At 71.2% G+C, this 24,552-nt stretch carries 21 protein-coding genes; 12 read left to right on the top strand and 9 right to left on the bottom strand.

The window, feature by feature from the left end; translation table 11 throughout:
- The first annotated feature begins 130 nt into the window (after positions 1 to 130).
- From AB0J42_RS02280 to AB0J42_RS02270, 3 genes are read left to right on the top strand one after another with little or no spacing between them, the layout of a single operon-like run.
- Complete coding sequence (locus AB0J42_RS02280; RefSeq protein ID WP_364287611.1) at positions 131 to 643, top strand: helix-turn-helix transcriptional regulator; 513 nt, start codon at positions 131 to 133, stop codon at positions 641 to 643.
- The gene (locus AB0J42_RS02275) at positions 640 to 1,320 is read left to right on the top strand and encodes an ABC transporter ATP-binding protein (RefSeq protein ID WP_364287608.1); all 681 of its coding nucleotides are present in this window, start codon (positions 640 to 642) and stop codon (positions 1,318 to 1,320) included. Before AB0J42_RS02280 ends, AB0J42_RS02275 begins: the two co-directional genes overlap by 4 nt.
- Positions 1,317 to 4,112, top strand: coding sequence for an FtsX-like permease family protein (locus tag AB0J42_RS02270; RefSeq protein WP_364287605.1), 2,796 nt, complete (start codon positions 1,317 to 1,319; stop codon positions 4,110 to 4,112). Before AB0J42_RS02275 ends, AB0J42_RS02270 begins: the two co-directional genes overlap by 4 nt.
- Here AB0J42_RS02270 and AB0J42_RS02265 read toward each other — a convergent pair.
- Both AB0J42_RS02265 and AB0J42_RS02260 read right to left on the bottom strand, forming a co-directional pair.
- Positions 4,069 to 5,451: an MFS transporter gene (locus tag AB0J42_RS02265; protein ID WP_364287602.1), complete on the bottom strand. Its 1,383-nt coding sequence runs from the start codon at positions 5,449 to 5,451 to the stop codon at positions 4,069 to 4,071. The two genes, AB0J42_RS02270 and AB0J42_RS02265, sit on opposite strands and share 44 nt — an antisense overlap.
- Before the next feature lie 51 nt (positions 5,452 to 5,502).
- The gene (locus tag AB0J42_RS02260; protein WP_364287599.1) at positions 5,503 to 6,357 is read right to left on the bottom strand and encodes a hypothetical protein; all 855 of its coding nucleotides are present in this window, start codon (positions 6,355 to 6,357) and stop codon (positions 5,503 to 5,505) included.
- Between the two features lie 241 nt (positions 6,358 to 6,598).
- Here AB0J42_RS02260 and serA point away from each other — a divergent pair, with 241 nt between their 5' ends.
- The 3 genes from serA to AB0J42_RS02245 all read left to right on the top strand — a co-directional run bounded on the left by serA (position 6,599) and on the right by AB0J42_RS02245 (position 11,076).
- The gene (gene serA / locus AB0J42_RS02255; protein WP_364287596.1) at positions 6,599 to 8,188 is read left to right on the top strand and encodes a phosphoglycerate dehydrogenase; all 1,590 of its coding nucleotides are present in this window, start codon (positions 6,599 to 6,601) and stop codon (positions 8,186 to 8,188) included.
- A gap of 568 nt (positions 8,189 to 8,756) precedes the next feature.
- Positions 8,757 to 9,803: a 3-isopropylmalate dehydrogenase gene (locus AB0J42_RS02250; RefSeq protein ID WP_364287593.1), complete on the top strand. Its 1,047-nt coding sequence runs from the start codon at positions 8,757 to 8,759 to the stop codon at positions 9,801 to 9,803.
- Positions 9,804 to 9,978: 175 nt separating this feature from the next.
- Positions 9,979 to 11,076 (top strand): branched-chain amino acid aminotransferase, encoded by a 1,098-nt coding sequence (locus AB0J42_RS02245; RefSeq protein ID WP_364287590.1) that lies wholly within the window; start codon positions 9,979 to 9,981, stop codon positions 11,074 to 11,076.
- A 37-nt stretch (positions 11,077 to 11,113) separates the two neighbouring features.
- Here AB0J42_RS02245 and AB0J42_RS02240 read toward each other — a convergent pair whose 3' ends face one another.
- The 4 genes from AB0J42_RS02240 to AB0J42_RS02225 all read right to left on the bottom strand — a co-directional run bounded on the left by AB0J42_RS02240 (position 11,114) and on the right by AB0J42_RS02225 (position 14,137).
- Complete coding sequence (locus tag AB0J42_RS02240) at positions 11,114 to 11,659, bottom strand: Uma2 family endonuclease (RefSeq protein ID WP_364287587.1); 546 nt, start codon at positions 11,657 to 11,659, stop codon at positions 11,114 to 11,116.
- A gap of 86 nt (positions 11,660 to 11,745) precedes the next feature.
- Complete coding sequence (locus AB0J42_RS02235; RefSeq protein WP_364287584.1) at positions 11,746 to 13,047, bottom strand: DUF6596 domain-containing protein; 1,302 nt, start codon at positions 13,045 to 13,047, stop codon at positions 11,746 to 11,748.
- A 1-nt stretch (position 13,048) separates the two neighbouring features.
- Positions 13,049 to 13,390, bottom strand: a complete 342-nt coding sequence (locus AB0J42_RS02230) for a YciI family protein (protein ID WP_364288186.1) — start codon at positions 13,388 to 13,390, stop codon at positions 13,049 to 13,051.
- Between the two features lie 90 nt (positions 13,391 to 13,480).
- Entirely contained in the window at positions 13,481 to 14,137 is a 657-nt protein-coding gene (locus AB0J42_RS02225; protein ID WP_364287581.1) for an O-methyltransferase, read from the bottom strand.
- A gap of 90 nt (positions 14,138 to 14,227) precedes the next feature.
- On the opposite strand from AB0J42_RS02225, the gene AB0J42_RS02220 reads away from it, so the two are divergent.
- Together AB0J42_RS02220 and cimA are read left to right on the top strand one after the other, a co-directional pair.
- Positions 14,228 to 14,872, top strand: a complete 645-nt coding sequence (locus tag AB0J42_RS02220) for a thioredoxin domain-containing protein (RefSeq protein ID WP_364287578.1) — start codon at positions 14,228 to 14,230, stop codon at positions 14,870 to 14,872.
- Between the two features lie 194 nt (positions 14,873 to 15,066).
- A complete protein-coding gene (cimA, locus tag AB0J42_RS02215; protein ID WP_364287575.1) occupies positions 15,067 to 16,644 on the top strand; it encodes a citramalate synthase in 1,578 nt (525 codons plus the stop codon).
- Here the strand turns inward: cimA and AB0J42_RS02210 are convergent.
- Entirely contained in the window at positions 16,641 to 18,281 is a 1,641-nt protein-coding gene (locus tag AB0J42_RS02210; RefSeq protein ID WP_364287572.1) for a heparinase II/III family protein, read from the bottom strand. The two genes, cimA and AB0J42_RS02210, sit on opposite strands and share 4 nt — an antisense overlap.
- A gap of 122 nt (positions 18,282 to 18,403) precedes the next feature.
- Between AB0J42_RS02210 and AB0J42_RS02205 the strand changes: the two genes are divergently transcribed.
- Positions 18,404 to 19,003: an HD domain-containing protein gene (locus AB0J42_RS02205; protein ID WP_364287569.1), complete on the top strand. Its 600-nt coding sequence runs from the start codon at positions 18,404 to 18,406 to the stop codon at positions 19,001 to 19,003.
- Positions 19,004 to 19,012: 9 nt separating this feature from the next.
- Here the strand turns inward: AB0J42_RS02205 and AB0J42_RS02200 are convergent, their stop codons facing one another.
- Entirely contained in the window at positions 19,013 to 19,366 is a 354-nt protein-coding gene (locus tag AB0J42_RS02200) for an antibiotic biosynthesis monooxygenase (protein ID WP_364287566.1), read from the bottom strand.
- 102 nt (positions 19,367 to 19,468) lie between these two features.
- On the opposite strand from AB0J42_RS02200, the gene AB0J42_RS02195 reads away from it, so the two are divergent.
- The 3 genes from AB0J42_RS02195 to AB0J42_RS02185 are packed head-to-tail and all read left to right on the top strand — an operon-like array spanning position 19,469 to position 22,474.
- Positions 19,469 to 20,245 (top strand): fumarylacetoacetate hydrolase family protein, encoded by a 777-nt coding sequence (locus AB0J42_RS02195; RefSeq protein WP_364287563.1) that lies wholly within the window; start codon positions 19,469 to 19,471, stop codon positions 20,243 to 20,245.
- On the top strand, positions 20,238 to 21,611 hold the full coding sequence (gene gltX / locus AB0J42_RS02190) for a glutamate--tRNA ligase (RefSeq protein WP_364287560.1): 1,374 nt from the start codon (positions 20,238 to 20,240) through the stop codon (positions 21,609 to 21,611). Before AB0J42_RS02195 ends, gltX begins: the two co-directional genes overlap by 8 nt.
- A 47-nt stretch (positions 21,612 to 21,658) precedes the next feature.
- Positions 21,659 to 22,474 carry an NAD(P)H-binding protein gene (locus AB0J42_RS02185; RefSeq protein ID WP_364287557.1) on the top strand — a complete coding sequence of 272 codons (816 nt, stop codon included), beginning with the start codon at positions 21,659 to 21,661 and terminating at the stop codon, positions 22,472 to 22,474.
- Between the two features lie 17 nt (positions 22,475 to 22,491).
- Here AB0J42_RS02185 and AB0J42_RS02180 read toward each other — a convergent pair whose 3' ends face one another.
- Positions 22,492 to 24,459 (bottom strand): M3 family metallopeptidase, encoded by a 1,968-nt coding sequence (locus tag AB0J42_RS02180; RefSeq protein ID WP_364287554.1) that lies wholly within the window; start codon positions 24,457 to 24,459, stop codon positions 22,492 to 22,494.
- Positions 24,460 to 24,552 lie beyond the last annotated feature (93 nt).

The following is a 24,552-nucleotide window of genomic DNA, read 5'->3' as shown; positions in this document are numbered from 1 at the left end:
GGGCAATGGCGCCGCTTTGGATCAGCTTCCTCTGCATAACCGGACAAACGTGAAATACGAGGCAAGATCGCGGATGCCGGTCCGCGGCTGAGGTTGCCGAGGGCATACCGAGTATGCATACTCAGTATGTATGTCGATCAGACACGGACTGCTCGCGCTCCTGAGCGGCGGGCCCCGCTACGGCTACCAGCTCAGGGTGGAGTTCGAGGCGTCGACGGGGGCGACCTGGCCGCTGAACATCGGCCAGGTCTACACGACGCTCTCGCGCCTCGACCGCGACGGGCTGGTCACCCCCGGCGGCGACGACGAGCAAGGTCGCACCCTCTACGAGATCACCGAGAAGGGCCGGGAAGAGCTGGCCAGGTGGTTCGCCACCCCGGTCGGCCAGACCGATCGGCCGAGGGACGAGCTGGTGATCAAGGTCGCCCTGGCGGTCGCCGCCGTCGACGTGGACGTCGCCGAGGTGATCCAGGCCCAGCGCATGGCCACCATGCGCACGTTGCAGGAGCTGACCAGGGCCAAACGCGACGTCGCGGACGGGGCAGCCCAGCGGCTGGTCCTGGATTCCATGATCTTCAAGGCCGAGGCGGAACAGCGCTGGCTGGACCACTGCGAGGCCGTACTCAGGGAGAGGAAGGCATGAGCGTGCTGGAAATGCGGGAAGTCACCCGGACCTTCGGGGACGTGCCCGCGCTGCGCGGCGTCACCTTAGCGGTGGGCCGCGGCGAGCTGGTGGCGGTGATGGGTCCGTCCGGGTGCGGCAAGTCCACCCTGCTCAACCTGGCCGGCGGGCTCGACCTGCCCACCTCCGGAAGCGTGTCCGTGGAGGGCGCCGACCTGGCCGGGGTGCGCGACCGGGCGGCGCTGCGGCGCGGCGCCATCGGCTACGTGTTCCAGGACCTGAACCTGATCCCGTCGCTGACCGCCGCCGAGAACGTCATGCTGCCGCGCGAGCTCGACGGGGTGCGCGCCGGGCGGGCCCGCGAGGAGGCCGAGGCGGTGCTGTGCGAGGTCGGCGTCGGCGAGGCGGCGGACCGCTTCCCGGGCGAGCTGTCCGGCGGCCAGCGCCAGCGGGTGGCGATCGCCAGGGCGCTGGTCGGCGAGCGCCGCTTACTCCTGGCCGACGAGCCGACCGGCGCGCTCGACACCGCGACCGGCGACGACATCCTGCGGCTGCTGCGCGAGCGGTGCGACGCGGGCGCGGCCGTGCTGCTGGTGACGCACGAGCCCCGCTACGCGGGCTGGGCCGACCGCGTGGTGTACCTGCGCGACGGACGGGTGGCCGACGCGACCGACACGCCCTTGGAGAGCGCCCGATGAGCGCGTTCCGGGCGGCGCTGCGCCTGTCCTGGAGGGAGACGCGGCACGTCAAGGGCCGCACCGCGCTCGTGATGACCATGATCGGGCTGCCCGTGCTGGTCATCACCGCCCTGCTCACCTACTACGCCACCGTGGACGTCACCCTCGCCGAGGACCCCGCGGCCGTGCTGGGCGCGGCGGACGCGCGGATCGTCACGACGGCCTATACCAGCGAGGTCTCCCAGTCCTTGGGCGGCGACATCGTACTGGCGACCGAGAACTCCACCCCAGCCGGGGAACGGACCGCGGACGAGGTGACCGCGCTGCTGGACGCCCGGCTCATCCCGTACGACACGGGGTCGGTGGAGCTCCGGGACAGCGAGCGCTACCACGAGGTCCGCGCGCTGGAACTGGACCTGCGCGACCCGATGACCCGGGGCATCCGCCTCCTCGCCGAAGGCCGCTTCCCCGCCGCCGCCGGAGAGGTGGCCGTGACGCCCGCCCTGGCCCGGAAGACGGGCGTGCGCGTCGGCGACACGATCACCGTGACGGCCCTGGAGCGCCGCGTCCGCGTGGTCGGCGTCGTCGAGCACCCGTACGATCTGAACCTCCAGGAGGTGTCCGGGCTCCGGGACACGCTCCTGCTGGACAAGCGCGGCGGGCACGGCGCCGGCTGGCTCGCCGACACCGACCGGCCGGTCCTGTGGGAGGACGTGGAGCGGCTGAACGGCATCGGCATGCTCGTGACCTCCCGGGCCGTGGTGACCGGGCCACCGGTGCCCGGCGTGCCCGCCGGCCCCCACGACCGGGTGATCGGCGCGCCGGCGGTGGTGGCGATGGCCACCATGGCGGCGCTGGTGGTGATGGAGATCGCTCTGCTGACCGGCCCCGCCTTCGCCATCGGCCTGCGGCGCAGGCGCAGGGAACTGGCGCTGATCGCCGCCCAGGGCGGCTCGGCCCGTCATCTGCGGACGATCGTGCTGGCCGACGGGCTGCTGCTGGGCGGGGTGGCGGCGGTGCTCGCCGCCGTACTCGGCACCGGGGGCACGCTGGCGCTCATGCCGCTGCTCAAGCACCTGCTGGGCGCCTCCGGCCCGGCGGACGTGCCCTGGGGACTCGTACTCGGCGTGGTGGCGCTCGGCGTCGCGGGCGCGCTCTTCGCGGCCCTGATGCCCGCCGTCTCCGCCGCCCGCCAGGACCCGGCCCCCATCCTCACCGGCCGCGAGGACAGCACGGAAGACCCGCGTTCAGCGCGCGGCCTCGCCGGACACCCGGAGGCGTCTTCCGCGCCCGGCGGCTCCTCCCTCGTCAGCCCGGCTCCCGCCCGGGCTTCCGCGCCCGGCGGCTCCTCCCTCGTCAGCCCGGCTCCCGCCCGGGCTTCCGCGCCCGGCGGCTCCTCCCTTGTCAGTCCGGGTTCCACGAGCGGGGGTCGCCCTGCCGGACGTCCGGGGTCGTCTCCCGGGCGTCGCCGGTGGCGGGTGGGGGTGGCCGGGCCGGCTGTCCTGTCGCTGGTGGGCGGGCTCGCACTCACCGGATACGCGCTGGGCGGCGGGAAGCTGCTGGGCGTCGGCTCCGACCCGCTGCTATTGCCGGCGGGGTTGCTGGTGGTGCTGGGGCTGGTCGGGCTCACCCCGGGCGTCGTGACCGCCCTGGGGCGGCGCGCGGGGCGGCTGCCGCTCCCGCTCCGGCTGGCCGTACGTGACGCCGCCCGCCATCGGACCCGTACGGCGTCCGCGGCGGCGGCGGTGATGGCCGCCACGATGGCCGCGGTCACGCTGGGCATCGTGGTGGAGAGCACGTTCGACGCCACCCTCCTGAGGTACCGGCCCCAGCAGCCGCCGGACGCGCTGCGGATCGCGGCCAGGAACGTCGACGACCGGGGCTGGGCCGACCTGCGGGCGGCGGCCGCCGAGGCGCTGCCGGGAGTGTCCCTGGTGCCCGCGGGGAGGGTGTTCGACAAGGAGGGCAGGGAGGTGCAGATCGTCTCGGAGACCGACGCCTGCGGATCCCACTGCCTGATCATGGAGCCGCCTGTCGGCGACGCCCGGCTGCTGGCCTTCGCCCAGGGACGGTCCGACCCCCGGGCGGCCGAGGCGCTGGCCGCGGGCAAGGCGGTCGTGTTCGGTCCCGTACGGCTCCAGAACGGCACCCTCGCCCTCCAGCTGTACGCGAACGGGGGAGGAACCGAGCTCGTCCGGATCCCGGCGGTGACGGCGGAGCCGGACGACCCGCGCAGGATCGGCGCCGTGATCCCGCCCGCGGCGCTGGAGAAGGAAGGGTACGCGGTGGCCGAGCGCCTGCTGTTCGCCACCCACCGGCCGGACGACCTCCCGCGCCTGCAGCGGCAGCTCAGCCTGCCGACGGGGCGTGCGGACGTGTGGATCTTCGACAGGGAGATGCCCTCGACCCTGGGCACGCTCTGGTGGGCGTTCGGCATGGCGCTGCTCCTCAGCCTCGGCGGCACCCTGGCCGCCACCGGGCTGGCCGCCGCCGACCTCCGCCGCGACCTGGACATCGTCTCGGCGGTCGGCGCGCCGCCCAGGACCCGCCGGGCGATCCTGGCCGCTCAGGCCGCCTTCATCGCCGGGATCGGCACGGTCGTGGGCGCGGTGGGCGGCGCGGTGATGGGCACGGCGGCGGCCGTGCCGATGACCAGGCGGGGCGAGCCGGTGGAGAGCCTGGGGCCGGTGGTGCTCTCCGTGCCGTGGACGGCCATCGCCCTGGTCGTGGTCGGCGCGCCGCTGCTGGCGGCGCTGATCGCCGGGCTGGTCACGCGGTCGCGTCAGGGACCGCCGCCGCGGCGGCTCGCTTAGGGTCCCTGAGCTGGTAGCGCAGCGTCATCGCCACCGACAGCAGGATGATCAGCGCGGGGACCGCGGTCTGCCCGATGAGCACCGCGGTCACCGCGCTGTCCGGCTGCTCGACCCGCTGGTTCGCCACCGAGGACAGGAACCCGCCGATCGACAGGATGCCGCCCAGGATCAGCGCGCCGAACGCGCTGACGCCGCTCTCGATCGCCGTCCACAACCCGGTGAACACGCCCGCCCGCCGCTTGCCGGTGCTGCGGGCGTCCACCGCGATCACGTCGGCCAGCATCGAGAACTGCAGCAGCGTCACCCCCGCGACCCCGGTGCCGACCAGGAGGATCATCACGTGCGCGTACCAGCCGCCGAAGATCGGGGTGGCCATCGCCAGCGCGGTGCCGCCGGCGAAGGCGGCAGCGGCCATGATCATCGCGTTCCGCTTGTCGAAACGCTTGGACAGCCACGTCCATAACGGCATCGTCAGCATCATCGGGACGACGAGCGCCGCGAACAGCGTCGTGGTGGCCCTGGGGTCGCCGATCGTGTAGGTGGCGAAGTACGGGGCGGCCGCCAGCATGATGGCCACCGCGAGCTGCTGCGTGCAGCTCAGCGCCGTCAGCCAGATGAACGGCTTGTTGCCCCTGACCACCGCGAACTGCTTGAACAGGCTGCCGGTGTCGGGCTCGGGGGCGCCGGTCATCGGGGCGCGTGCCGTACCGAAGAAGGAGCCGAGCATGGCGGCGAGCAGCACCACGGCGATCACCGCGCCCATGAGGCGGTAGCTGGCCAGGGTGCCGCTCTCTCCCTGGCTGTTGACGATGGCCGGGGCCGCGACGCCGGCGATCGCGGTGGCCGCGCCGACGAACACCATCCGCCACTGCAGCAGCGACGTGCGCTCGTGGTAGTCGTCGGTCATCTCCGCGGGCATCGTCTTGTACGGCACCTCGAAGAGGGAGTAGGCCGTGGCCGCCGCCATGAAGCAGCCGCCCACGTACAGCGCCGCGGGCACGCCCGTCAGCGGCGGGCCGGCGAACACCAGGAAGAAGGCGATCGGCAGCGTGCAGGCGCCGGCCAGCAGCCAGGGGCGGCGCGGCCCGAGCCGCGAGACGGTCCGGTCGGACCAGCGGCCGACCAGCGGGTTGATCACCAGGTCCCAGACCTTGGGGGCGGTCACCACGACGCCGGCGAGCCAGGCTGGGACGGCGAGGAAGTTGGTCATGTAGAACAGCAGCAGCAGCCCGGGCACGGAGCCGAAGGTGGCGGTGCAGAACGACCCGACACCGTAGCCCAGCCGCACACCTCGGGGGACCGTGGGCGCGGCCACGGCGGGTGCGATCACGAGACTCATTGAAGCCGAGCCGAAGCGCGTTCGGTAGGCCCAGGAGCCCCGGATATGTTGCTATTCGTTCACATTCGCACAGACGACGTGCGCGCCGATCTCGATCATGCGCTGCTCGCTGCGGGAATCCGCCACCCGGGCCATGAGGATCGGCGCCCCGCTCGCCGCGAGCTGCGGCAGCCGGGCGCGGACGCCCCGGTGCAGGTCGCGGACCACGTCCTCGGCGGCCGACATGTGGACCTTCACGTGCAGCATGATCCCGGGAGCGCCGGAGGCGGTGCTGGCCTCGGAGATCCACACGTGATGGACAAGCGGGAAGTCCATGAGCAACTGGGCGACGGCCTGGCGCAGCGCGGGCAGGATCGGGTGCTTGCACCGGCGGTAGCCGGGGTCCACCTGCTGCATCGGGCCCGACAGGTGCGGCCTGGGCGCCGGTATCCACGGCACCGCGGGCGCCTCGGGGGAGTGTGGCGCGGCCGGGGCTATCGTGCCGCTCCGCGACACCGTGGCCATCGCGCCCGTCGCGTACGCCGCCGGAGCGGCCCCGGACAGGACGGGCGTGGCCCCGCTCCGCGTGGAGGCGAGGAAACGCTGGAGATCGTCGATGGGGACGGCCGCCGCAGCCGGACCCGCGGCGTCGATCACGATCTCCCGCACGCCGGTGACGCGCTCGATGTCGAGGATCGTGTTGGCGTCGCACGCCGACAGCGAGTGGCTGCCGTGGTGCCTGGCATAGGTCGCCGCACTGGTGTATCCGAGCAGCACCCGGTCGCCGGCCTGGGTCGTGCCCAGGACGACTGAGCGATCTGGTCGCACGGCCACCAGGACTCCACCGTCGGCGAGAGCCGCCAGCAACCGGTGCGGGGCACCGTGCTGGGCGAGCACGTCGGCAAGCGCAGGATTCCCGATGCTCATATGACGAACCATAGGTAGTCGGCCACGGCTTATCAGGCTAATGCCGAATAATTCTCCCGATCAAGATAAAGATGGCTCAGGTATGGATGAGCCGGCGCCCGCGGGGGTACCCGGCGTCACAGTCTCAGAAGCCGAACTCTCGTGAAAGCGTTCACAAGCGCCCGATACACTCTCAAGGAAACCGGGGGACCCATAGCCGTGTCCCTTGACGCCCGCCGCACGCTACTAAGGACTCACGCTCGTGAACAAGCCCGTCGTACTGGTCGCAGAGGAGCTGTCCGAGGCCGGCCTCGCCGTGCTCGGCGCCGATTTCGAGGTCCGCCACACGGACGGCGCCGACCGGTCCAAGCTGCTGCCCGCCCTCGCCGACGTGGACGCGCTCATCGTCCGGTCCGCCACCAAGGTGGACGCCGAGGCGATCGCCGCGGCGCGCAAGCTGCGCGTGGTGGCCCGTGCCGGTGTCGGACTCGACAACGTCGACGTAGAGGCGGCCACCAAGGCCGGCGTCATGGTGGTCAACGCGCCCACGTCCAACATCACCAGCGCCGCCGAGCAGACCATCGCGCTCATCCTGGCCACCGCACGCAACACCGCGCAGGCCCACGCCGCGCTCAAGAACGGCGAGTGGAAGCGGTCCAAGTACACCGGCGTCGAGCTCGACGGCAAGGTCGTCGGCATCCTTGGGCTTGGCAAGATCGGCCAGCTCGTGGCGCAGCGGCTGCAGCCGTTCGGCGTCCAGCTGGTCGCCTACGACCCCTACCTGCCGCCGGCCCGCGCCGCGCAGATGGGCGTGAAGCTCCTCACCCTCGACGAGGTGCTCAAGCAGGCCGACTTCATCACCGTCCACCTGCCCAAGACCAAGGAGACCGTCGGCCTCATCGGCGACCGCGAGCTCCACCAGGTCAAGCCCTCGGTCCGCATCGTCAACGTGGCCCGCGGCGGCATCGTCGACGAGGCCGCGCTCTACGCCGCGATCAAGGAGGGCCGGGTCGCCGGCGCCGGCCTCGACGTGTTCGCCAAGGAGCCGTGCACCGACAGCCCGCTCTTCGAGCTCGACCAGGTCGTCGTCACGCCTCACCTGGGCGCCTCCACCCACGAGGCCCAGGAGAAGGCCGGCACGCAGGTCGCCAGGAGCGTGAAGCTGGCGCTGGCCGGCGAGTTCGTGCCCGACGCGGTCAACGTCCAGGGCGGCGTGGTCGCCGAGGACGTCAAGCCGGGCCTGCCCCTGGCCGAGAAGCTGGGCCGGGTCTTCACCGCCCTGGCCGGTGAGGTGGCCACCAAGCTCGACATCGAGGTGCGCGGCGAGATCGCCTCGCAGGACGTGCGGGTCATCGAGCTGGCCGCGCTCAAGGGCGTCTTCGGCGACGTGGTCGAGGAGCAGGTGACGTACGTGAACGCGCCGCTGCTGGCCAAGGACCGGGGCGTCACCGTCGACCTGGTCACCAGCTCCGACAGCCCCGACTGGCGCAACGTGGTGACCGTGCGCGGCGTGCTGGCCGACGGCCGCCAGATCTCGGTCTCCGGCACGCTGTCCGGCCCCCGGCAGATCACCAAGATCGTCGAGGTGAACGGCTACCAGATGGAGATCGAGCCGACCGCTCACCTGTCGTTCTTCACCTACACCGACCGGCCGGGCATCGTCGGCGTGGTCGGCCGCATCCTCGGCGAGCGGGGCATCAACATCGCCTCGATGCAGGTCTCCCGGCACGCCAAGGGCGGCAAGGCGCTCATGGCGCTCACCGTCGACACGGCCATCCCGGCCGAGGTGGTCGAGCAGATCGGCCAGGAGATCGGCGCCGTCACCGGGCGCTCGGTCGACCTGGAGGACTGACGCGGACCAGGGGGGGACGGCCGCCGCCGGGGTTCCGGCGGCGGCCGTTTCGTCGTCTCAGCATGCGAGATGCTAGGACATCCAACGAGATGCTCCGGTAATCTGGTCGTGATGCGTCAGGTGCTCGTACTCATCGCCTGCCGCGGCGGGGCCTGTTAGGGCAGGTCGGCGACCCGCCGCGGTGAGCGGCGTCGCGCCGGCCGGTAAGTCCCGTCGCCGTCCGTGACCCGGAACGGCGAGAGGCAGGTCCCGGTCGGGTCCGCGACCGGGGTTCCGATTCCCTTCACGACACGTCCACGCGAAATGAGATCTCCCATGCGCGAGCACAGCAAGAACGCCGACGACCACCGCGACGAGGCCGCCGAGGCCCTGCAGATCGCTCTGGACCGCCGCGACAACGGCGGCGCGCCGCAGAACTCCGGCCGCTAGAGACCCGTTACGTGCCTGCTCGGCACGGGTGGCACCATAGGGCGCCCGAGGTATGAAAGATTTGGGTTGAGCAGCACCCCTGTGTCCACCTAATGAGATCAAGTGTTCGTCAGCCGAGACGAGCCGGTAAGGTACGCCCATGGAGTCGCGCAACATCCGCCTGGCCGTCATCCCTGGAGACGGCATCGGCACCGAGGTGGTGGCCGAAGGCCTGAAGGTCCTCGAGGCCGTCGGCACCAAGATTGATGCCACCCACTACGACCTGGGCGCCGCCCGCTATCACCGCACGGGCGAGACCCTGCCCGATTCCGTGCTGGAGGAGCTGCGCGGCTACGACGCGATCCTGCTCGGCGCCGTCGGCGACCCGAGCGTCCCGCCGGGCGTGCTGGAGCGCGACCTGCTGCTCAAGATCCGCTTCGCGTTCGACCACTACGTGAACCTGCGCCCGGTCAAGCTCTTCCCGGGCGTGGCGACGCCGCTGGCCGACACCCCCGCCGAGGACATCGACATGGTCGTGGTCCGCGAGGGCACCGAGGGCCTCTACGCCGGCACCGGTGGCGCCATGCGCCGCGGCACCCCGTACGAGATCGCCACCCAGGAGTCGCTCAACACCGCCTACGGGGTCGAGCGGGTGGTCCGCTACGCGTTCGAGAAGGCCCGCTCGCGCCCGCGCAAGAAGCTCACCCTGGTCCACAAGACCAACGTGCTCACGTACGCGGGCGACCTGTGGCAGCGCACCGTCGACCGCGTAGCGGAGGAGTACTCCGACGTCACGACCGACTACAGCCACATCGACGCGGCCTCGATGTTCTTCGTCAGCCAGCCCGAGCGGTTCGACGTGGTCGTCACCGACAACCTCTTCGGCGACATCATCACCGACCTCGGCGCCGCCATCGCCGGCGGCATCGGCCTGGCCGCGAGCGGCAACATCAACCCCGAGGGCACCGCGCCGAGCATGTTCGAGCCGGTCCACGGCAGCGCCCCCGACATCGCCGGGCAGGGCAAGGCCGACCCCACCGCGACCATCCTGTCCGTCGCCATGATGCTCGACCACCTCGGCCTGACCGACGAGGCGGCCAAGGTCGAGCAGGCCGTCGCCGACGACATCGTCGAGCGGCTGACCGGCTGGACCAGCCGCACCACCCGCGAGATCGGCGACGACATCACCGAGCGAGTATCGAGCTAGGGCCGCCCTGGCTCCCGTGCAGCGCCCGGCGGTCCCGTCAGAGGAGACCCCGGGCGCTTTTTCCTGTCCGCTTCCGCCAACCCCTTGCCATTCCAAATAGCGAGACAATAGGAAGGACGGACTGCCCCGCTTCGCGGCAGTGCCGCCCGGAATCGCAGAGAGAAGGACCCGCGTCATGACCATCGCTCAGAAGCTCAGCTTCGACGTGCAGCTCTCCGGCCACGCTCGCACCGCGGCCGAGCGCGAGCAGGTACTGGCGAATCCCGGATTCGGGCAGGTCTTCACCGACCACATGATCTCGATCGACTACACCGAGGGCAGGGGCTGGCACGACGCCCGGCTCGAACCGTACGGGCCGCTCACGCTCGACCCGGCAACGTCCGTCTTCCACTACGCCCAGGAGCTCTTCGAGGGCCTCAAGGCCTACCGCCAGGTCAACGGCTCGATCGTGATGTTCCGGCCGTACGCCAACGCCGCGCGGTTCAACCGCTCGGCCGAGCGGATGGCCATGCCCGCGCTCCCCGAGGAGACGTTCGTCGAGTCGCTCGAACTCCTCGTCCAGACCGACAAGGAGTGGGTGCCGACCACCGAGGGCCACAGCCTCTACCTGCGGCCCTTCATGATCGCCACCCAGGTCGGGCTGGGCGTCAACTACCCCTCCAAGACCTACCGCTACCTGGCGATCGCCTCGCCCGCGGCGTCCTACTTCTCCGGCGGCATCCAGCCCGTCTCCGTCTGGCTGTCCACCGAGTACACCCGCGCCGCCCCCGGCGGCACCGGCTTCGCCAAGTGCGGCGGCAACTACGCGGCCGCGTTCGTCGCCCAGCGCCAGGCCGTCGAGAACGGCTGCGACCAGGTGGTCTGGCTGGACGCCGCCGAGCACCGGTACGTCGAGGAGATGGGCGGGATGAACCTGTTCTTCGTCTTCGGCGACAAGCTCGTCACCCCGGCGCTGACCGGCACCCTGCTGCCCGGCATCACCCGCGACTCCATCCTCGCCCTCGCCGCCGACCTGGGCCTGGAGGCGGAGGAGCGGTCGATCACGGTCGACGAGTGGCAGGCCGGGTGCGAGTCCGGCGAGCTGACGGAGGTGTTCGCCTGCGGGACGGCCGCGGTGGTCACCCCGGTCGGCTCGGTCAAGGGCGCCGACCGCGCCTGGACCGTCGGCGACGGCAGCGCGGGCCCGGTGACGATGCGCGTCCGCGATGAGCTCATCGGCATCCAGTACGGGTCGCGCCCCGACACCCGCGACTGGGTCCACAAGATCGCCTAGTGGCCGGCGGGCGCCGGTCCCCCGGCGCCCGGAGCGGTCAGATTCTCAGCAGCCCGCTGGTGTCGATCAGGCAGTCCCACGGGTCCGGGAGGGGGAGCGGGGCGCCCACCGGCTCCACCGTCTCGCGCGCGTACCCGCTCGGCTCCGGCTCGCTGTGGAGCTTGAGCAGCTGCTGGAACGGGTCGACCACCAGGTAGAGCGGCACCCCGGCCGGGGCGTACCCCATCGGCTTGACCACGTGGTCGTCGTAGGCGTTGCCCGCCGAGACCACGTCCACCAGGAGGAGGGTGCTGGTGCCGCGGACGGCCTGGTCGGTCGCCATGGCCGGCTCCCGCGGCACGATCGTCAGGTCGGGCACGTAACGGTCGGTCTCCTCGTCCAGGTGGACGGTGATGTTCGGCCAGATCTCCCAGCCCCGCTCGGCGACCAGCGGCGCGAGCTGGGCGAGCAGCTGGGCGATGATGGTGTTGTGCTGCCAGGTGCCGGGTTCGTTGACCACGATGCGGCCGTTGACCAGCTCGATGCGGAGCTCCGGGAAGAGATCGCGTACGGCGCGGTAGCGCTCTTCGACTGGCCTGACCATGTCCCGCCCTCGCCTCTGGATGATCGCCTCCTGACCGAGGGTATTCTTCCCAGCCTCCGGCGGCGGCGAAAACGGTGAAGGGCAGGTCAAATGAGGTCGGCCGGCTTCTGATCGAGGGTGTTCTCCCCAGCCCTCGGCGCCGGAACGGTGAAGGGGCAAGTGAGGTCGGCCAGGCGTCGCCGCAGGTGGGCGCGCTCCGGTTCGGTGCCGGCCCAGGCGAGCGCCTCGCGGTAGGCGGCCGCCGCCCCGGGGAGCCTGCCGAGCCGCCGCAGCAGGTCGCCCCGGGCGGCCGGGTAGGGCGCGTAGCCGCGCAGCCGGGGCTCGCCGGCCAGGGCGTCGAGCAGCGCCAGGCCCGCCTCCGGGCCGTCGCGCAGGGCCACCGCCACGGCGCGGTTCAGCTCCACGATCGGTGAGGGCGCGAGCGCGAGCAGCACGTCGTAGAGCGCGACGATCTGCGGCCAGTCGGTGGTGGCGACGTCGGCGGCCTCGTCGTGCAGCGCGGCGATCGCGGCCTGCACGCCGTACGGGCCGGGCGGGCCGCCGGTCAGCGCGACGGGCACCAGCCGCAGGCCCTCCTCGATCATCGTGCGGTCCCAGCGGGAGCGGTCCTGCTCGTCCAGCAGGATCGGCGTGCCGTCCGGCCCGGTGCGGGCGTCGCGCCGGGCGTGGATCAGGAGCATCAGCCCGAGCAGGCCCGCCACTTCGCGCTCGGCGGGCAGCAGCCGGCGCAGGATCCGGGCCAGCCGGATCGCCTCCTCTGCGAGGCCGGGCCGCTGCAGGTCCGGCCCGGCGCTGGCCGCGTACCCCTCGGTGAAGATCGAGTAGATGACCTGGAGCACGCCGGGGAGCCGTGCGGGCAGCTCCTCCGGGTCCGGTGCGCGGAACGGGACGCGGGCCTCACGGATCTTCTTCTTCGCCCGTACGATCCGCTTGGCCATCGTCGCCTCCGGCACCAGGAAGGCGCGCGCGACCTGCGGGGTGGCCAGCCCGGCCAGGCAGCGCAGCGTCAGCGCCACCCGGTCGTCGGCGTTCAGCGCCGGGTGGGCGCAGGTGAAGAAGAGCTGCAGCCGCTCGTCGGGCAGCTCGCCGCCCCCGGCGGCGGGCGCCGCCCGGTCGGCCTCCACCTGCAGGAGGGCCAGCCGGGCGGCGTACGCCTTGTCCCGCCGGAGCCGGTCGACCGCCCGGCGCCGGGCGGTGGTCATCAGCCACGCGCCCGGCTTGGGCGGCACGCCGTCGGCGGGCCAGCGCACCAGCGCCGCCTCGACGGCCTCGGAGGTGACCTCCTCGGCCAGGTCCAGGTCGCCGAAGCGGCGCACGAGAGCGGCGAGCAGCCTTCCGCGCTCCTCGCGGAAGACCGCCGCCACGTCCTCGGCGGAAGCGCCGGTCATGTCAGACCTCGAACTCGGCGATCGGCCGCACCACCACCGAGCCGCCGCCGGTCGCGCCCGGGCAGCGGGCCGCCCAGTCGAGCGCCACGTCGAGGTCGGGGACGTCGATCACGTAGTAGCCGCCGAGGACCTCACGCGTCTCGGCGAACGGCCCGTCGGTGACGACCCGCTCGCCGCCGGCGTTCACCCGTACGGTCGTGGCGGTGGTCAGGTCGGCCAGGGAGTGCGCGTCCACGTAGATCCCGGCCTCCCGCACGGCCTTGTCGTAGGCCATCCAGTCCTCGGCCGAGGCCTCGCAGGCCTGCTCGGCCTCCTCGGTCCCGGCACTGTTGATCAGCAGCATGTACTTCACGGTTCTCGCTCCTTCTGTCGTGCTCACGTCATGTCCACGAACGGGACCGGCCTGAATGGACACGACGGCGGCACGACTTTCTCAGGGCTGCGGGACCCGCTTGCGGATCAGGGTCAGCCCGTCCGCGACCGGCAGCATGACGACGGTGACGCGCGGGTCCTCCCGTACGAGGTCGTTGAACTCGCGCATGTTGACCGTCGCGGGGTCGTTCTTGGCGGGGTCGGCGACGTGCCCGCTCCACAGGGTGTTGTCCACCATGAGCAGGCCGCCCGGCCGCAGCTTGCCGATCAGCAGCTCGTAGTACGCGGGATACTGCGGTTTGTCGGCGTCCAGGAAGGCCAGGTCGATCGGCTCGTCGAAGTCGCGCAGCGACTCCAGGGCGGGGCCGAGCGTCAGCGTGATCCGGTCGGCGACCCCGCCCTTCTCCCAGTACCGGCGGGCGACGGCCGTCCACTCCTCGCTCACGTCGAAGCAGTGCAGGGTGCCGCCGGACAGCCCGCGGGCGATGCAGAGCGAGGAGTACCCGGTGAAGGTGCCCACCTCCACGGCCACGTCGGGCGCCACCAGCTGCGTGATCATCGTGAGCAGCGTGCCCTGGTCGGCGGAGATCTGCATGCCCGCCCGGTCGCCGGTGACCGCCACGGTCTCCGCGGCCAGCTCCTCCAGCAGCGGGTCGGGCGGGGTGGAGTGGTCGAGGATGTACCGGGCCACGTCCGGAGCGAGAACAAATGCCTTCATATGACGATTCTGGCCGAGAGCAGGCGAATAACACCCTTGTTCCTAGTTCCGGTAGGGTCGCGGCGTTCGGCGTTCGAGAGCGGGTCGGGGATGAACAAGAGGGTGGCGGCCGTGGTGGCCGCCGTGGCGGCGCTGGCCGTGATGGCGATCGTGACGCTGGTCCAGCAGGGGCCCTCGTCGGAAGGCGTCCGGCTGATGCGCCAGGCCGACGGGTCCATGGTGCTGGCCGACCGGGGCGGGCGCGCGCCGGTGCTGGAGTTGTACGAGGACTACGAGTGCCCCGTCTGCAAGGAGCTGCACGCCCGGGTCGACGCCACGATCGAGCGCCTGGCCAGGGAGGGCAGGGTCAAGGTCGTCTACCACCCGGTCACGATCTTCCAGCAGGAGCCGTCCCGGTCGAACTCCATCCGGGCCGCCGCGGCCGCCCGCTGCGTGCCCGAGTCGAGCTGGCTGGCCTTCCGGGACGAGCTGTACGCGATGCAGCCCGAGCCGCACGGCGTGACCGGGTTCGCCGTGGAGGACCTGGTGGCCGCGGTGAAGAAGGCCGGCGCTCCCTCCGCCGAGTCGTGCGTCGCCTCCCAGGCGTACGCGGAGGCGCACCTGCGCGACACCGCCGGCATCACCATCGAGGGCACCCCGACCGTGGTGCTCGACGGCCGGGTGCTGGGCAACGAGGCGTTCGACCCGGTCGCGCTGGAGCAGGCGATCACGGGCGGTGACGGGGTAACCGTCTGACCAAAAGTCGTCCGTACTCTGAGACCGATGTCCCGAGCACTGAATTCATGTGGCAGACTCGGTAGCACCATGTTCTACGGTCTGCTCATTATCAGCAGGCGCGCTGGCTGACGCAGGGACACCGCCAGCGCGCAGACCTCTCACGTCCGTGAGGGGTCTTTTTGTTTTCCCGCCACTCCTCAGAAAGAGAAACCATGGCCGACGACCGGTTCCACGTCTACGACACGACCCTGCGTGACGGCGCACAGCAGGAAGGCCTCAACCTCACGGTGGCCGACAAGCTCGCTGTCGCGCGCCACCTGGACGACCTGGGCGTCGGCTTCATCGAGGGAGGCTGGCCGGGAGCCAACCCCAAGGACACCGAGTTCTTCAGGCGCGCTCGAACAGAGCTCGACCTGAGGCACGCGCAGCTCGCCGCGTTCGGCGCGACCCGCCGGGCAGGCGTGAAGGCGGCCGACGACCCCCTGGTCGCAGCACTGCGCGAATCCGGCGCGCCGGTCGTGACCCTTGTCGCCAAGAGTCACGACCGGCACGTGGAGCTGGCCCTCCGCACGACTCTCCAGGAGAACCTCGCGATGATCCGCGACACGGTCTCTCACCTTCGTGCGGAGGGTCAGCGTGTCTTCCTCGACGCCGAGCACTTCTTCGACGGCTACAAGTCCAACCCAGACTACGCGCTGGAGGTCGTGCGGACCGCCGCCGAAGCCGGCGCCGACGTGATCGCCCTGTGCGACACCAACGGCGGCATGCTCCCCGACGAACTGGCCGACATCGTCCACGAGGCCGTCCAGACCAGCGCCCGGGTGGGCATCCACTGCCACGACGACACCGGCTGCGCGGTCGCCAACACGCTGGCCGCCGTCAAGGCGGGCGCCACCCACGTGCAGGGCTGCGCCAACGGCTACGGCGAGCGCTCCGGCAACGCCAACCTCTTCACCGTGGTCGCCAACCTGCAGCTCAAGCGCGGCTACGACCTGGTGCCGCCGGAGGCGCTGGCCGACATGACCCGCATCGCGCACGCGATCACCGAGGTCACCAACGTCACCCCCAACTCGCACGCCCCGTACGTCGGCGCCTCGGCCTTCGCCCACAAGGCCGGCCTGCACGCCAGCGCCATCAAGGTCGACCCGAACCTCTACCAGCACATCGACCCGGCCGCGGTCGGCAACGACATGCGCATGCTGGTCTCCGACATGGCCGGGCGGGCGTCGGTCGAGCTGAAGGGCCGCGAGCTGGGCTACGAGCTCACGCGCGACAACACCAAGACCCTGGTCGACCGGGTCAAGGAGCTGGAGTCCCGGGGCTTCACCTTCGAGGCCGCCGACGCCTCGTTCGAGCTGCTGCTGCGCGACACCGTCCGCGGCGAGCGCAGGCGCCACTTCGAGGTCGAGTCCTGGCGGGTCATCGTCGAGCACACCAAGGGCGGCGAGCTGGTCAGCGAGGCCACGGTCAAGCTGCACGCCAAGGGCGAGCGGATCGTCGCCACCGGCGAGGGCAACGGCCCGGTCAACGCCCTCGACAAGGCGGTCCGGCTGGCGCTGGAGAAGCTCTACCCCGACCTGGCCAAGGTCGAGCTGACCGACTACAAGGTCCGCATCCTGGAGGGCACGCACGGCACCGGCGCCGTCACCCGCGTGCTCATCACCTCCAGCGACGAGGCCGCCGAGTGGTCCACGGTCGGCGTCGGCCAGAACGTCATCGACGCGTCCTGGCAGGCGCTGGAGCAGGCGGTCACGTACGGCCTGCTCCGCGCCGGGCACCAGCTCGACTAGATCAGGTTGGTCGGGAAGGTCACGCCGTCGACCGTGACCTTCCCGCCCGAGCACGACACCTTCGGGTTGTCGGTGCCCGGCACCACGATCGTCAGCAGCGACTTCGCCGCCGGCGAAACCACGACGTTGGTGGGCTTCTTCGACAGGTAGGTCGGCGACACCCAGCCGAGCTTGCCGCCCCGCTCCACCTTCTGCCCGCGCACCGGCTTGCAGGAGGAGAGCTGCACCAGCGTGACCTTGAACGAGCCGTTGCCGAGCACCACCCGGCCGCCCTTGTTCGAGATCAGCTTCAGGTCGTCGGCGAACCGCCACAGGTTGCGGATCTTCTTCCCGCCCGAGGCGGTGTCGAGCACGGCCATCACGTCGTCGCCGTGGTTGACCAGCACCGACCGGGTGCGGGTGACGCCGTAGGCCTTGTCGGACAGCCTGAACGCCTGCCGGTTCTTGCCGTACCGGGTCTTGTCCAGCCTGCTGGCGGTGCGCGGCCGGAACCGCTGGCCCACCACGGTCGGCACGTTGTGCGCCTCGGGGGAGAGCGTCCAGTAGCGGTAGGCGTTCTTCTCGTAGGAGTGGAAGCCGGTGTCGACCAGGATGTCGCGGCCCTGGGCGTAGTAGGTGACGCCCAGGTGGTCCTCGTGGCCGTGGAACTTCATGCCGGGGCCGTACCGGATCGAGTAGTACGCCGAGTCGCGCTTGTCCCAGTCGGTGCGGCCGTAGACGTATCCGGCCTTGTACGTGCGGACCTTCTGCTTCGGCGTGCCCGTGTCCATCTTGGGCTCGGTCTCGGCGCTGCCGTCGCCGATGGGCACCATGAAGCCGTTCGGCTGGGTGGAGTGGGCGATGAAGTCCTTCAGCGCCTCGGCCCGCCGGCTGATCTCACCGGGCACCTTGCGGCCGCACGCGCGCATGTTGGTCATCGCCACCTGGAGTCGCCCGTACACGTAGACGGCGTAGCGCGGCGCCTGCTCCATCAGCGCGCCCTGGGAGTCGACGTCCAGCTTCACGGTGCCGGTCAGCCGCCTGGAGGCCAGGTCGGACCAGTCCTTGCGCTTGTAGCGGCAGCCGATGGCCATGAGCGCGATGTCCTGGTCGATGCCGTGGTTGTGGCCCTTCTTGTAGAGCCGGGGGTTCGACAGCAGCTTGGCGTGGGTGGTCAGGCTCTGCCGCAGCCAGCTCTCGTTGGCGTGCTTGCTCAGGCAGATCAGGGCCTGGGTGCGGAGCGAGACCGGGTGGTCGTTCCAGACGTAGGGCTTGGTGCCGCGGGCGCCGTACTTGTTCCTGGCCGCCCAGTCCTTGGTGATCTCCTTGGCCCGGTCCAGGTAGCGCCGCTCGCCGGTGTTCTCGTACTCGACGACGAGCGTGCCCATCCAGCGCAGCGAGTGGAAGACGTACTCCCACGACCTGTTCTTGTACGGGCTCGCGTTCCAGTTGATCTTCTTGCCCAGCTTGTAGGCGGGCAGGCCGACCAGGGAGATCTCGCCGCGCATCACCTCGTCGGCGGTCGGCGAGCCGGGCAGCCAGTCGCCCTGGCACTCGGCGGTCCGCTTGACGGTGCGCTCGGCGGGCTCCGCCTGCGCCGGGCTCCCCGCCACGCCGAGGGCGAGCGTGAGAGCAAGGGGGATCGCGAGGCGGCGCACGCCGGTTCCTTTCAACGCAAAGTCCAGGCAAAAGGTGTGGGGGGCAATCATGCTGGCCGAATCCCGATCAGACGGTCAAGTCGGGCGCTCGATCGTTACCAGGGCCGGACATGCTGGTGGTCATGAAATATGACGACATCGTGCTGCCTGACACGCCCGTCTGCCACGCCGCCCGCGAGGTGGCCGCCCGCTACCTGACGCCCGCGCTGATGAACCACTCGATCAGGTCGTATCTGTTCGCCGCCGCCCACGGGCAGGCGAACGGCATCGCGTTCGACGCGGAACTGCTGTACGTGGCCGCGATCCTGCACGACATGGGCCTGACGCCGGAGTTCGACAGCCACAGCGTGCCCTTCGAGGAGGCGGGCGGCCATCTGGCCTGGGCGGTCACGGCGGGCGCCGGATGGCCGCAGGAGCGGCGGGCCCGCGCCGCCGAGGTGATCGTCCGCCACATGCGGGACGAGGTGCCGGTGGACCGCGACCCGGAGGGCCACCTGCTGGAGCTGTCGACCGCGATGGACATCACCGGCCGGGGCGTCGACGACCTCCCGCCGGACGTGCGCGACGAGGTGCTCCGCCGGCACCCGCGGCTCGAACTGCCCAAGGAGTTCGCCGACTGCATGACCGAGCAGGGCACGCGGAAGCCGTCGAGCGCCGCCGGAGCGTTCCTGCGGGCCGGCGCGCTCGACCGGATCGCCGCCAACCCGCTGGACCGCCTCTAACGCGGGACCTCAGGAGGCCGGCGCGGCGTTCTGGACCACCTCGAACGTCCACAGCTCGGAGCCGGACGCGGCCGGGCCCTGCCCGTGGCCGTGCCCCTGGCCCTCGCCGCGCCCGGCCTCCGCCGCCGCCTCGGCGTGGCCCTGGCGGAAGGACTGGCTCTCCTGCCAGCGCTGGAAGTCCTCCTCGCTGCGCCAGCGGGTGTAGACGAGGTAGCGGTCGGTGCCCTCGACCGGGCGGAGCAGCTCGAACCACTCGAATCCGTCAGCCGACTCCACCAGCCCCGCCCGGTTCGAGAACCGCTTCTCCAGCGTCTCGCGCATCTCGGCGGGGACCGTCAGCACGTTGATCTTCACCACGGACACGGGCGTTCCTCCAGGACGTTCCGGCGCTTGCCCGACAAGCAAATCACGGCGGCGGCCCGCTCACCGGGCAGACCCCGCCGGTGTCGGCGATAGCCTAGTCAGGTGCGTATAGCGAGGTTCTCCGCAGGCGACAGTGTGGCGTTCGGCGTGGTCGAGGGCGGCCCGGGCGAAGAGGTCGTCTCCGCCGTCGCCGGTCACCCGTTCAACCAGGTCCAGTTCACCGGCGAGCGGTTCCCGCTGTCGCAGGTGAAGCTGCTCGCCCCGATGCTGCCGAGCAAGGTCGTGGCGATCGGCCGCAACTACGCCGACCACGCCCGGGAGATGGGCAACGAGGTGCCCGACGAGCCGCTGATCTTCATCAAGCCGTCCACCTCGGTGATCGGCCACCGCGACGCGATCGCCTACCCGACGTCGCTGTCGCACCGCGTCGACTACGAGGGCGAACTGGCCGTGGTGATCGGCAGGCTCTGCCGCGACGTGCCGGTCGAACGGGTCAAGGACGTCGTCTTCGGCTACACCTGCGCCAACGACGTCACCGCCCGCGACCTGCAGAAGAAGGACGTGCAGTTCACCCGGGCCAAGGGCTTCGACACCTTCTGCCCGCTCGGGCCGTGGATCGAGACCGACCTCGACCCGGCCGACCTGGCGCTGACCACCTCGGTCAACGGCGAGATCCGGCAGAGCGCCCGCACCAGCCAGCTCGTCCACGACATCCCCGCACTGGTCGCCTACGTCAGCGCCGTCATGACGCTGATCCCCGGCGACGTGATCCTGACCGGCACGCCCGCGGGCGTGGGCCCGCTGGAGATCGGCGACGAGGTCAGCGTCGGCATCGAAGGCATCGGCACTCTGACGAACAAGGTGGTTGCACGTGACTGATCTACGGGTGCGCTTCGCCCCGTCCCCGACCGGCATGTTCCACGTGGGCGGCGCCCGCACGGCCCTGTTCAACTGGGCGCTCGCCGAACAGTCCGGCGGCCGGTTCGTGCTGCGCATCGAAGACACCGACGCCTCGCGCAACCGGCCCGAGTGGACCGAGGGCATCATCTCCGCCCTCGACTGGATCGGCATCAACGGCAGCCATCCGGCGTTCGAGGGCCCCTACTTCCAGTCGTCGTTCGAGCCGCAGCACCGCGAGGCCGTCGCGAAGCTGCTGGCCGACGGCAAGGCCTACTACTGCGACTGCACCCGTGACGCCCTGGTCGCCCGTACCGGCTCCGAGCACCGCGGCTACGACGGCCACTGCCGCGAGCGCGGCCTGACGGCGGGCGCGGTGCGCTTCCGCACCCCCGACGAGGGCGTGACCGTGGTCCGCGACGTCATCCGGGGCGAGGTGGAGTTCCCCAACGACGCGCAGGAGGACTTCGTCATCGCCCGCACCGACGGCTCGCCTCTCTACGTGCTGGCCAACGCGGTCGACGACATCACCCAGTCCATCACCCACGTGGTGCGCGGCGAGGAACACCTCGGCAACGCCGCCAAGCAGGAGCTGCTCTGGCCGGCGCTGGGCGCCACCCCGCCGGTCTGGGCCCACCTGCCGGTGATCGTCAACGAGCAGCGCAAGAAGCTGTCCAAGCGCCGCGACAAGGTCGCCCTGGAGGCCTACCGCGACGAGGGCTACCTGCCCGAGGCGATGGTCAACTACCTCATGCTGCTCGGCTGGGGTCCCGGCGACGACCGCGAGATCATGCCGTGGTCGGAGATGGTGCCGCTGTTCCGGCTGGAGGACGTCAACTCCTCCAGCGCGTTCTTCGACGAGAAGAAGCTGCGCGCCTTCAACGGCGAGTACATCCGGGCGCTGCCGCTGGAGACGTTCGAGGAGCGCTGCCGGCCCTACCTGGATCCGTCCTGGGACATGGAGCTGTTCAGCAAGGTCGCCCCGCTGGCGCAGACCCGGGTCGCGGTGCTGTCGGAGATCCGGCAGAACGTCGACTTCCTCTTCCTGGACGAGCCGGTCTTCGACCAGGCCTCCTGGGACAAGGGGATGAAGAACTCCCCGGTGGAGATCCTCACCGGCTACCTGGAGCGGCTCGACACCGTGAGCTGGGACACCGACTCCCTCAAGACGGCGCTGGAGGAGGTCGGCGCGGCCCATGGGCTCAAGCTGGGCAAGGCGCAGGCCCCGGTGCGGGTCGCGGTCACCGGCCGGACGGTCGGCCTGCCGCTGTTCGAGTCGATCGAGGTGCTCGGCCGCGAGCGCACCAAGGAGCGCCTCCGCGCCGCCCTGGCCCGCCTGGGAAGCTGAGGTCATCGCGGAACTCTCCGTTCCGCGATGATCCGTACGGTTCCCGTATGACGTTCCTCATCACCGGAGCCACCGGCTCCGTCGGCCGCCACGTCGTCGACGAGCTGGTCAGGGCGGGGGCGCCCGTGCGGGCGCTCACCCGCGACCCCGCCGCCGCGGACCTGCCCGAGGGCGCCCAGATCGTCCGCGGCGACCTGACCCGGCCGGAGACGCTGGCCCCGGCCCTGCGCGGGGTGACCGGCGTGCACCTCATCGACGTCGGCGGGCCCGGCTACGCGCCGCTGCCGAACGGGCGGGAGATCGTGGAGCTGATCCGGCGGGCCGGCGTGCGCAAGGTCACCCTGCTCAGCGGCTGGGCCACCGGCACCCTGGAGGCCGCGGTGACCGAGAGCGACCTCGACTGGACGTACGTGCAGCCCACCGAGTTCATGGTCAACGCCCTGGCCTGGGCCCCGTCGGTCCGGGCCAGGGGAGTCGTGGAGGAGCCGTTCGGGGCGACCAAGACCGCGATGGTGCACGAAGCCGACATCGGCGCGGTCATCGCGACCGTGCTCACCGGCGACGGGCACACCGGCCACTCCTACGGGCTCACCGGGCTCGAGCTGCTGGACATGCCCGCCAAGGTGCGCATCCTGGCCGAGGCCATCGGGCGTGACCTCACGTACACCGAACTGAGCGCCGGCGAGATGCGCGAGCGCCACCGCGCGCAGGGCGTGCCGGAGGAGCTGATCGCCTTCCAGATCGAGGCGTTCGACGTGCCCGACGGCGCCTACCAGGTCAGCGGGACCGTCGAGGCGGTCACCGGCCGCCCGCCGCGCACGTTCGCGCAGTGGGCGGCCGAGCACGCCGAGGCGTTCCTCTGACCAGCCCCCAGAGCCTGTTAGAGCAGCCCGCGCCGCTCCAGCAGCGGGCGGATGCTCGCCTCACGGCCGCGGAAGGCGCGGAAGGACTCCAGCGGGTCCACGCTGCCGCCCCGCGACAGCAGCTCCCGCCGGAAGTGGTCGCCGTTGGCCCGCGTCAGCCCGCCGTTCTCCTTGAACCACTCCACGCTCTCGGCGTCCAGCACCTCGCTCCAGATGTAGGAGTAGTAGCCGGCGCTGTAGCCGCCCGCGAAGATGTGCATGAAGTAGTTGGTCCGGTAGCGCGGCGGGACCGGCGGGAACGCGATCCCGGCGGCCTTCAGCGCCTCCTGCTCGAACGCCTCGGCGTCCGCCACCTCCTGGCCCGGCTCCAGCTTGTGCCAGGCCCAGTCGAGCAGCGTCGCCGCCAGATACTCGACCGTCTTGAAGCCCTGGTTGAACTTCTCCGCCGCCTTCAGCTTCTCCACCAGTTCGGCCGGCATCGGCTCGCCGGTCTCGTGGTGACGCGCGTAGTTCGCCAGGATCTCCGGCCAGGTCACCCACATCTCGTTGACCTGCGACGGGTACTCCACGAAGTCGCGCGGCACCTTCGTGCCCGACACCCGGGGGAAGCGCACCGCGCTGAACAGCCCGTGCAGCGCGTGCCCGAACTCGTGGAAGGCCGTGTTCACCTCGTCGTACGAGAGCAGCGTCGGGCCCTCGGCCGGCTTGGTGATGTTGAGGTTGTTCATCACCACCGGCTTCTCGCCGAACAGGAACGACTGGCCGACCAGGCTGTTCATCCACGCCCCGCCGCGCTTGTTCGGCCGGGCGTACGGGTCGAGCAGGAACAGGCCGAGAGCCGAGCCGTCCTCGTCGAACACCTCGAAGACCCGCACGTCCTCGTGGTAGCCCTTCAGGTCGGGCCGCTCGGCGAACGTCACCCCGTACAGCCGCGTCGCCGCCTCGAACACCCCGTCGCGGATGACCCGGTCCAGCTCGAAGTAGGGGCGCATGGCGTCGGCGTCGAAGTCGTAGCGGGCCCGCCGCACCTTCTCCGCGTAGAAGGACCAGTCCCACGGCTCGATCGGGAACCCCGCCTGCTCGGCCAGGGCCTCCGCCTCCGCCTCGGCGTTGCGCACCGCCGGGCCCACGAGCTGGCCCAGCATCTCCTCGACCGCCTCCACGGTCTTCGCCGTCTGGTCCGCGACCACGTACGAGGCATGGTTCGGGAAGCCGAGCAGCGCGGCGCGCTCGGCGCGGAGCGTGGCCATGCGGACGGCGAGCGCGAAGTTGGCCGGGGCGCGGCCCACGCTCAGCTCGAACAGCCTCCTGCGCACGTCGCGGTCGGTGAGCTGGGCCAGCGCGGGCTGGTTGGTGAAGTTGAGCAGCGGCAGCACGTAGCGGCCGTCCTGCTCCAGCGACCGGATCGTGGCCTCGTCCAGCCCGTCGAGCTCCTTCGCGTCCTCGACCACCAGCGCCGAGTCGGTGGTGGCCTTGAGCAGGTTCTGCGAGAACTCCGTCGACAGCCGCGACAGCTCCTCGTTGAGCTGCCGCAGCCGCTCCTGCTCCGGCTCGCTCAGGTCGGCGCCCGCCCGGATGAAGTCCTCGCGGTACTTCTCCAGCAGCCACGCCTCCTCCGGGTCGTCCGTGGTCACCCGCTTGATGCGGGCCCACAGCGCCCGGTTGAGCCGGATCGCGTCGGCGTGCCGGGTCAGCTCGGGGGAGACGCGCTTCTCGATCTCCATGATCGCGTCGGAGGTGTTGGACGCGGCCACGCTGAAGAAGACCGCGGCCGTACGGTCGAGAATCCGGCCGGAGCGCTCCAGAGCGGCGACCGTGTTGTCGAAGGTGGGCGGCTCGTCGCTGCCGGCGATCGCCTCCACCTCGGCCAGGTGCTCCGCCATCCCCCGCTCGAACGCGGGCAGGTAGTGCTCCTCGCGGATCTCGTCGAACGGCGGCAGCCGGTAGGGCAGGCTGCTCGGGGCGAAGAACGGGTTCTCGGCCAACGCTGAGGCTCCTCCACGTGGTGGTTCGTCCCCCTCAGCTTGGCATGACCTCCGGGGTGCCGCGGATTCGTTTTGGCCTAAGCCCCTCGCCTG

Source organism: Nonomuraea sp. NPDC049649 (genome assembly GCF_040675175.1).
Taxonomy (GTDB): domain Bacteria; phylum Actinomycetota; class Actinomycetes; order Streptosporangiales; family Streptosporangiaceae; genus Nonomuraea.
Note: the sequence above shows the minus strand (reverse complement) of the source record. Positions and strands in the feature narration are given on the sequence as shown.

Bases quoted from the DNA above. Each gene is read 5' to 3' on its own strand.
- AB0J42_RS02280 (WP_364287611.1), top strand. From the start codon at position 131: ATGTCGATCAGACACGGACTGCTCGCGCTCCTGAGCGGCGGGCCCCGC.
- AB0J42_RS02275 (WP_364287608.1), top strand. From the start codon at position 640: ATGAGCGTGCTGGAAATGCGGGAAGTCACCCGGACCTTCGGGGACGTG.
- AB0J42_RS02270 (WP_364287605.1), top strand. From the start codon at position 1,317: ATGAGCGCGTTCCGGGCGGCGCTGCGCCTGTCCTGGAGGGAGACGCGG.
- AB0J42_RS02265 (WP_364287602.1), bottom strand. From the start codon at position 5,451: ATGAGTCTCGTGATCGCACCCGCCGTGGCCGCGCCCACGGTCCCCCGA.
- AB0J42_RS02260 (WP_364287599.1), bottom strand. From the start codon at position 6,357: ATGAGCATCGGGAATCCTGCGCTTGCCGACGTGCTCGCCCAGCACGGT.
- AB0J42_RS02250 (WP_364287593.1), top strand. From the start codon at position 8,757: ATGGAGTCGCGCAACATCCGCCTGGCCGTCATCCCTGGAGACGGCATC.
- AB0J42_RS02245 (WP_364287590.1), top strand. From the start codon at position 9,979: ATGACCATCGCTCAGAAGCTCAGCTTCGACGTGCAGCTCTCCGGCCAC.
- AB0J42_RS02240 (WP_364287587.1), bottom strand. From the start codon at position 11,659: ATGGTCAGGCCAGTCGAAGAGCGCTACCGCGCCGTACGCGATCTCTTC.
- AB0J42_RS02235 (WP_364287584.1), bottom strand. From the start codon at position 13,047: ATGACCGGCGCTTCCGCCGAGGACGTGGCGGCGGTCTTCCGCGAGGAG.
- AB0J42_RS02230 (WP_364288186.1), bottom strand. From the start codon at position 13,390: ATGCTGCTGATCAACAGTGCCGGGACCGAGGAGGCCGAGCAGGCCTGC.
- AB0J42_RS02225 (WP_364287581.1), bottom strand. From the start codon at position 14,137: ATGAAGGCATTTGTTCTCGCTCCGGACGTGGCCCGGTACATCCTCGAC.
- AB0J42_RS02220 (WP_364287578.1), top strand. From the start codon at position 14,228: ATGAACAAGAGGGTGGCGGCCGTGGTGGCCGCCGTGGCGGCGCTGGCC.
- cimA (WP_364287575.1), top strand. From the start codon at position 15,067: ATGGCCGACGACCGGTTCCACGTCTACGACACGACCCTGCGTGACGGC.
- AB0J42_RS02205 (WP_364287569.1), top strand. From the start codon at position 18,404: ATGAAATATGACGACATCGTGCTGCCTGACACGCCCGTCTGCCACGCC.
- AB0J42_RS02185 (WP_364287557.1), top strand. From the start codon at position 21,659: ATGACGTTCCTCATCACCGGAGCCACCGGCTCCGTCGGCCGCCACGTC.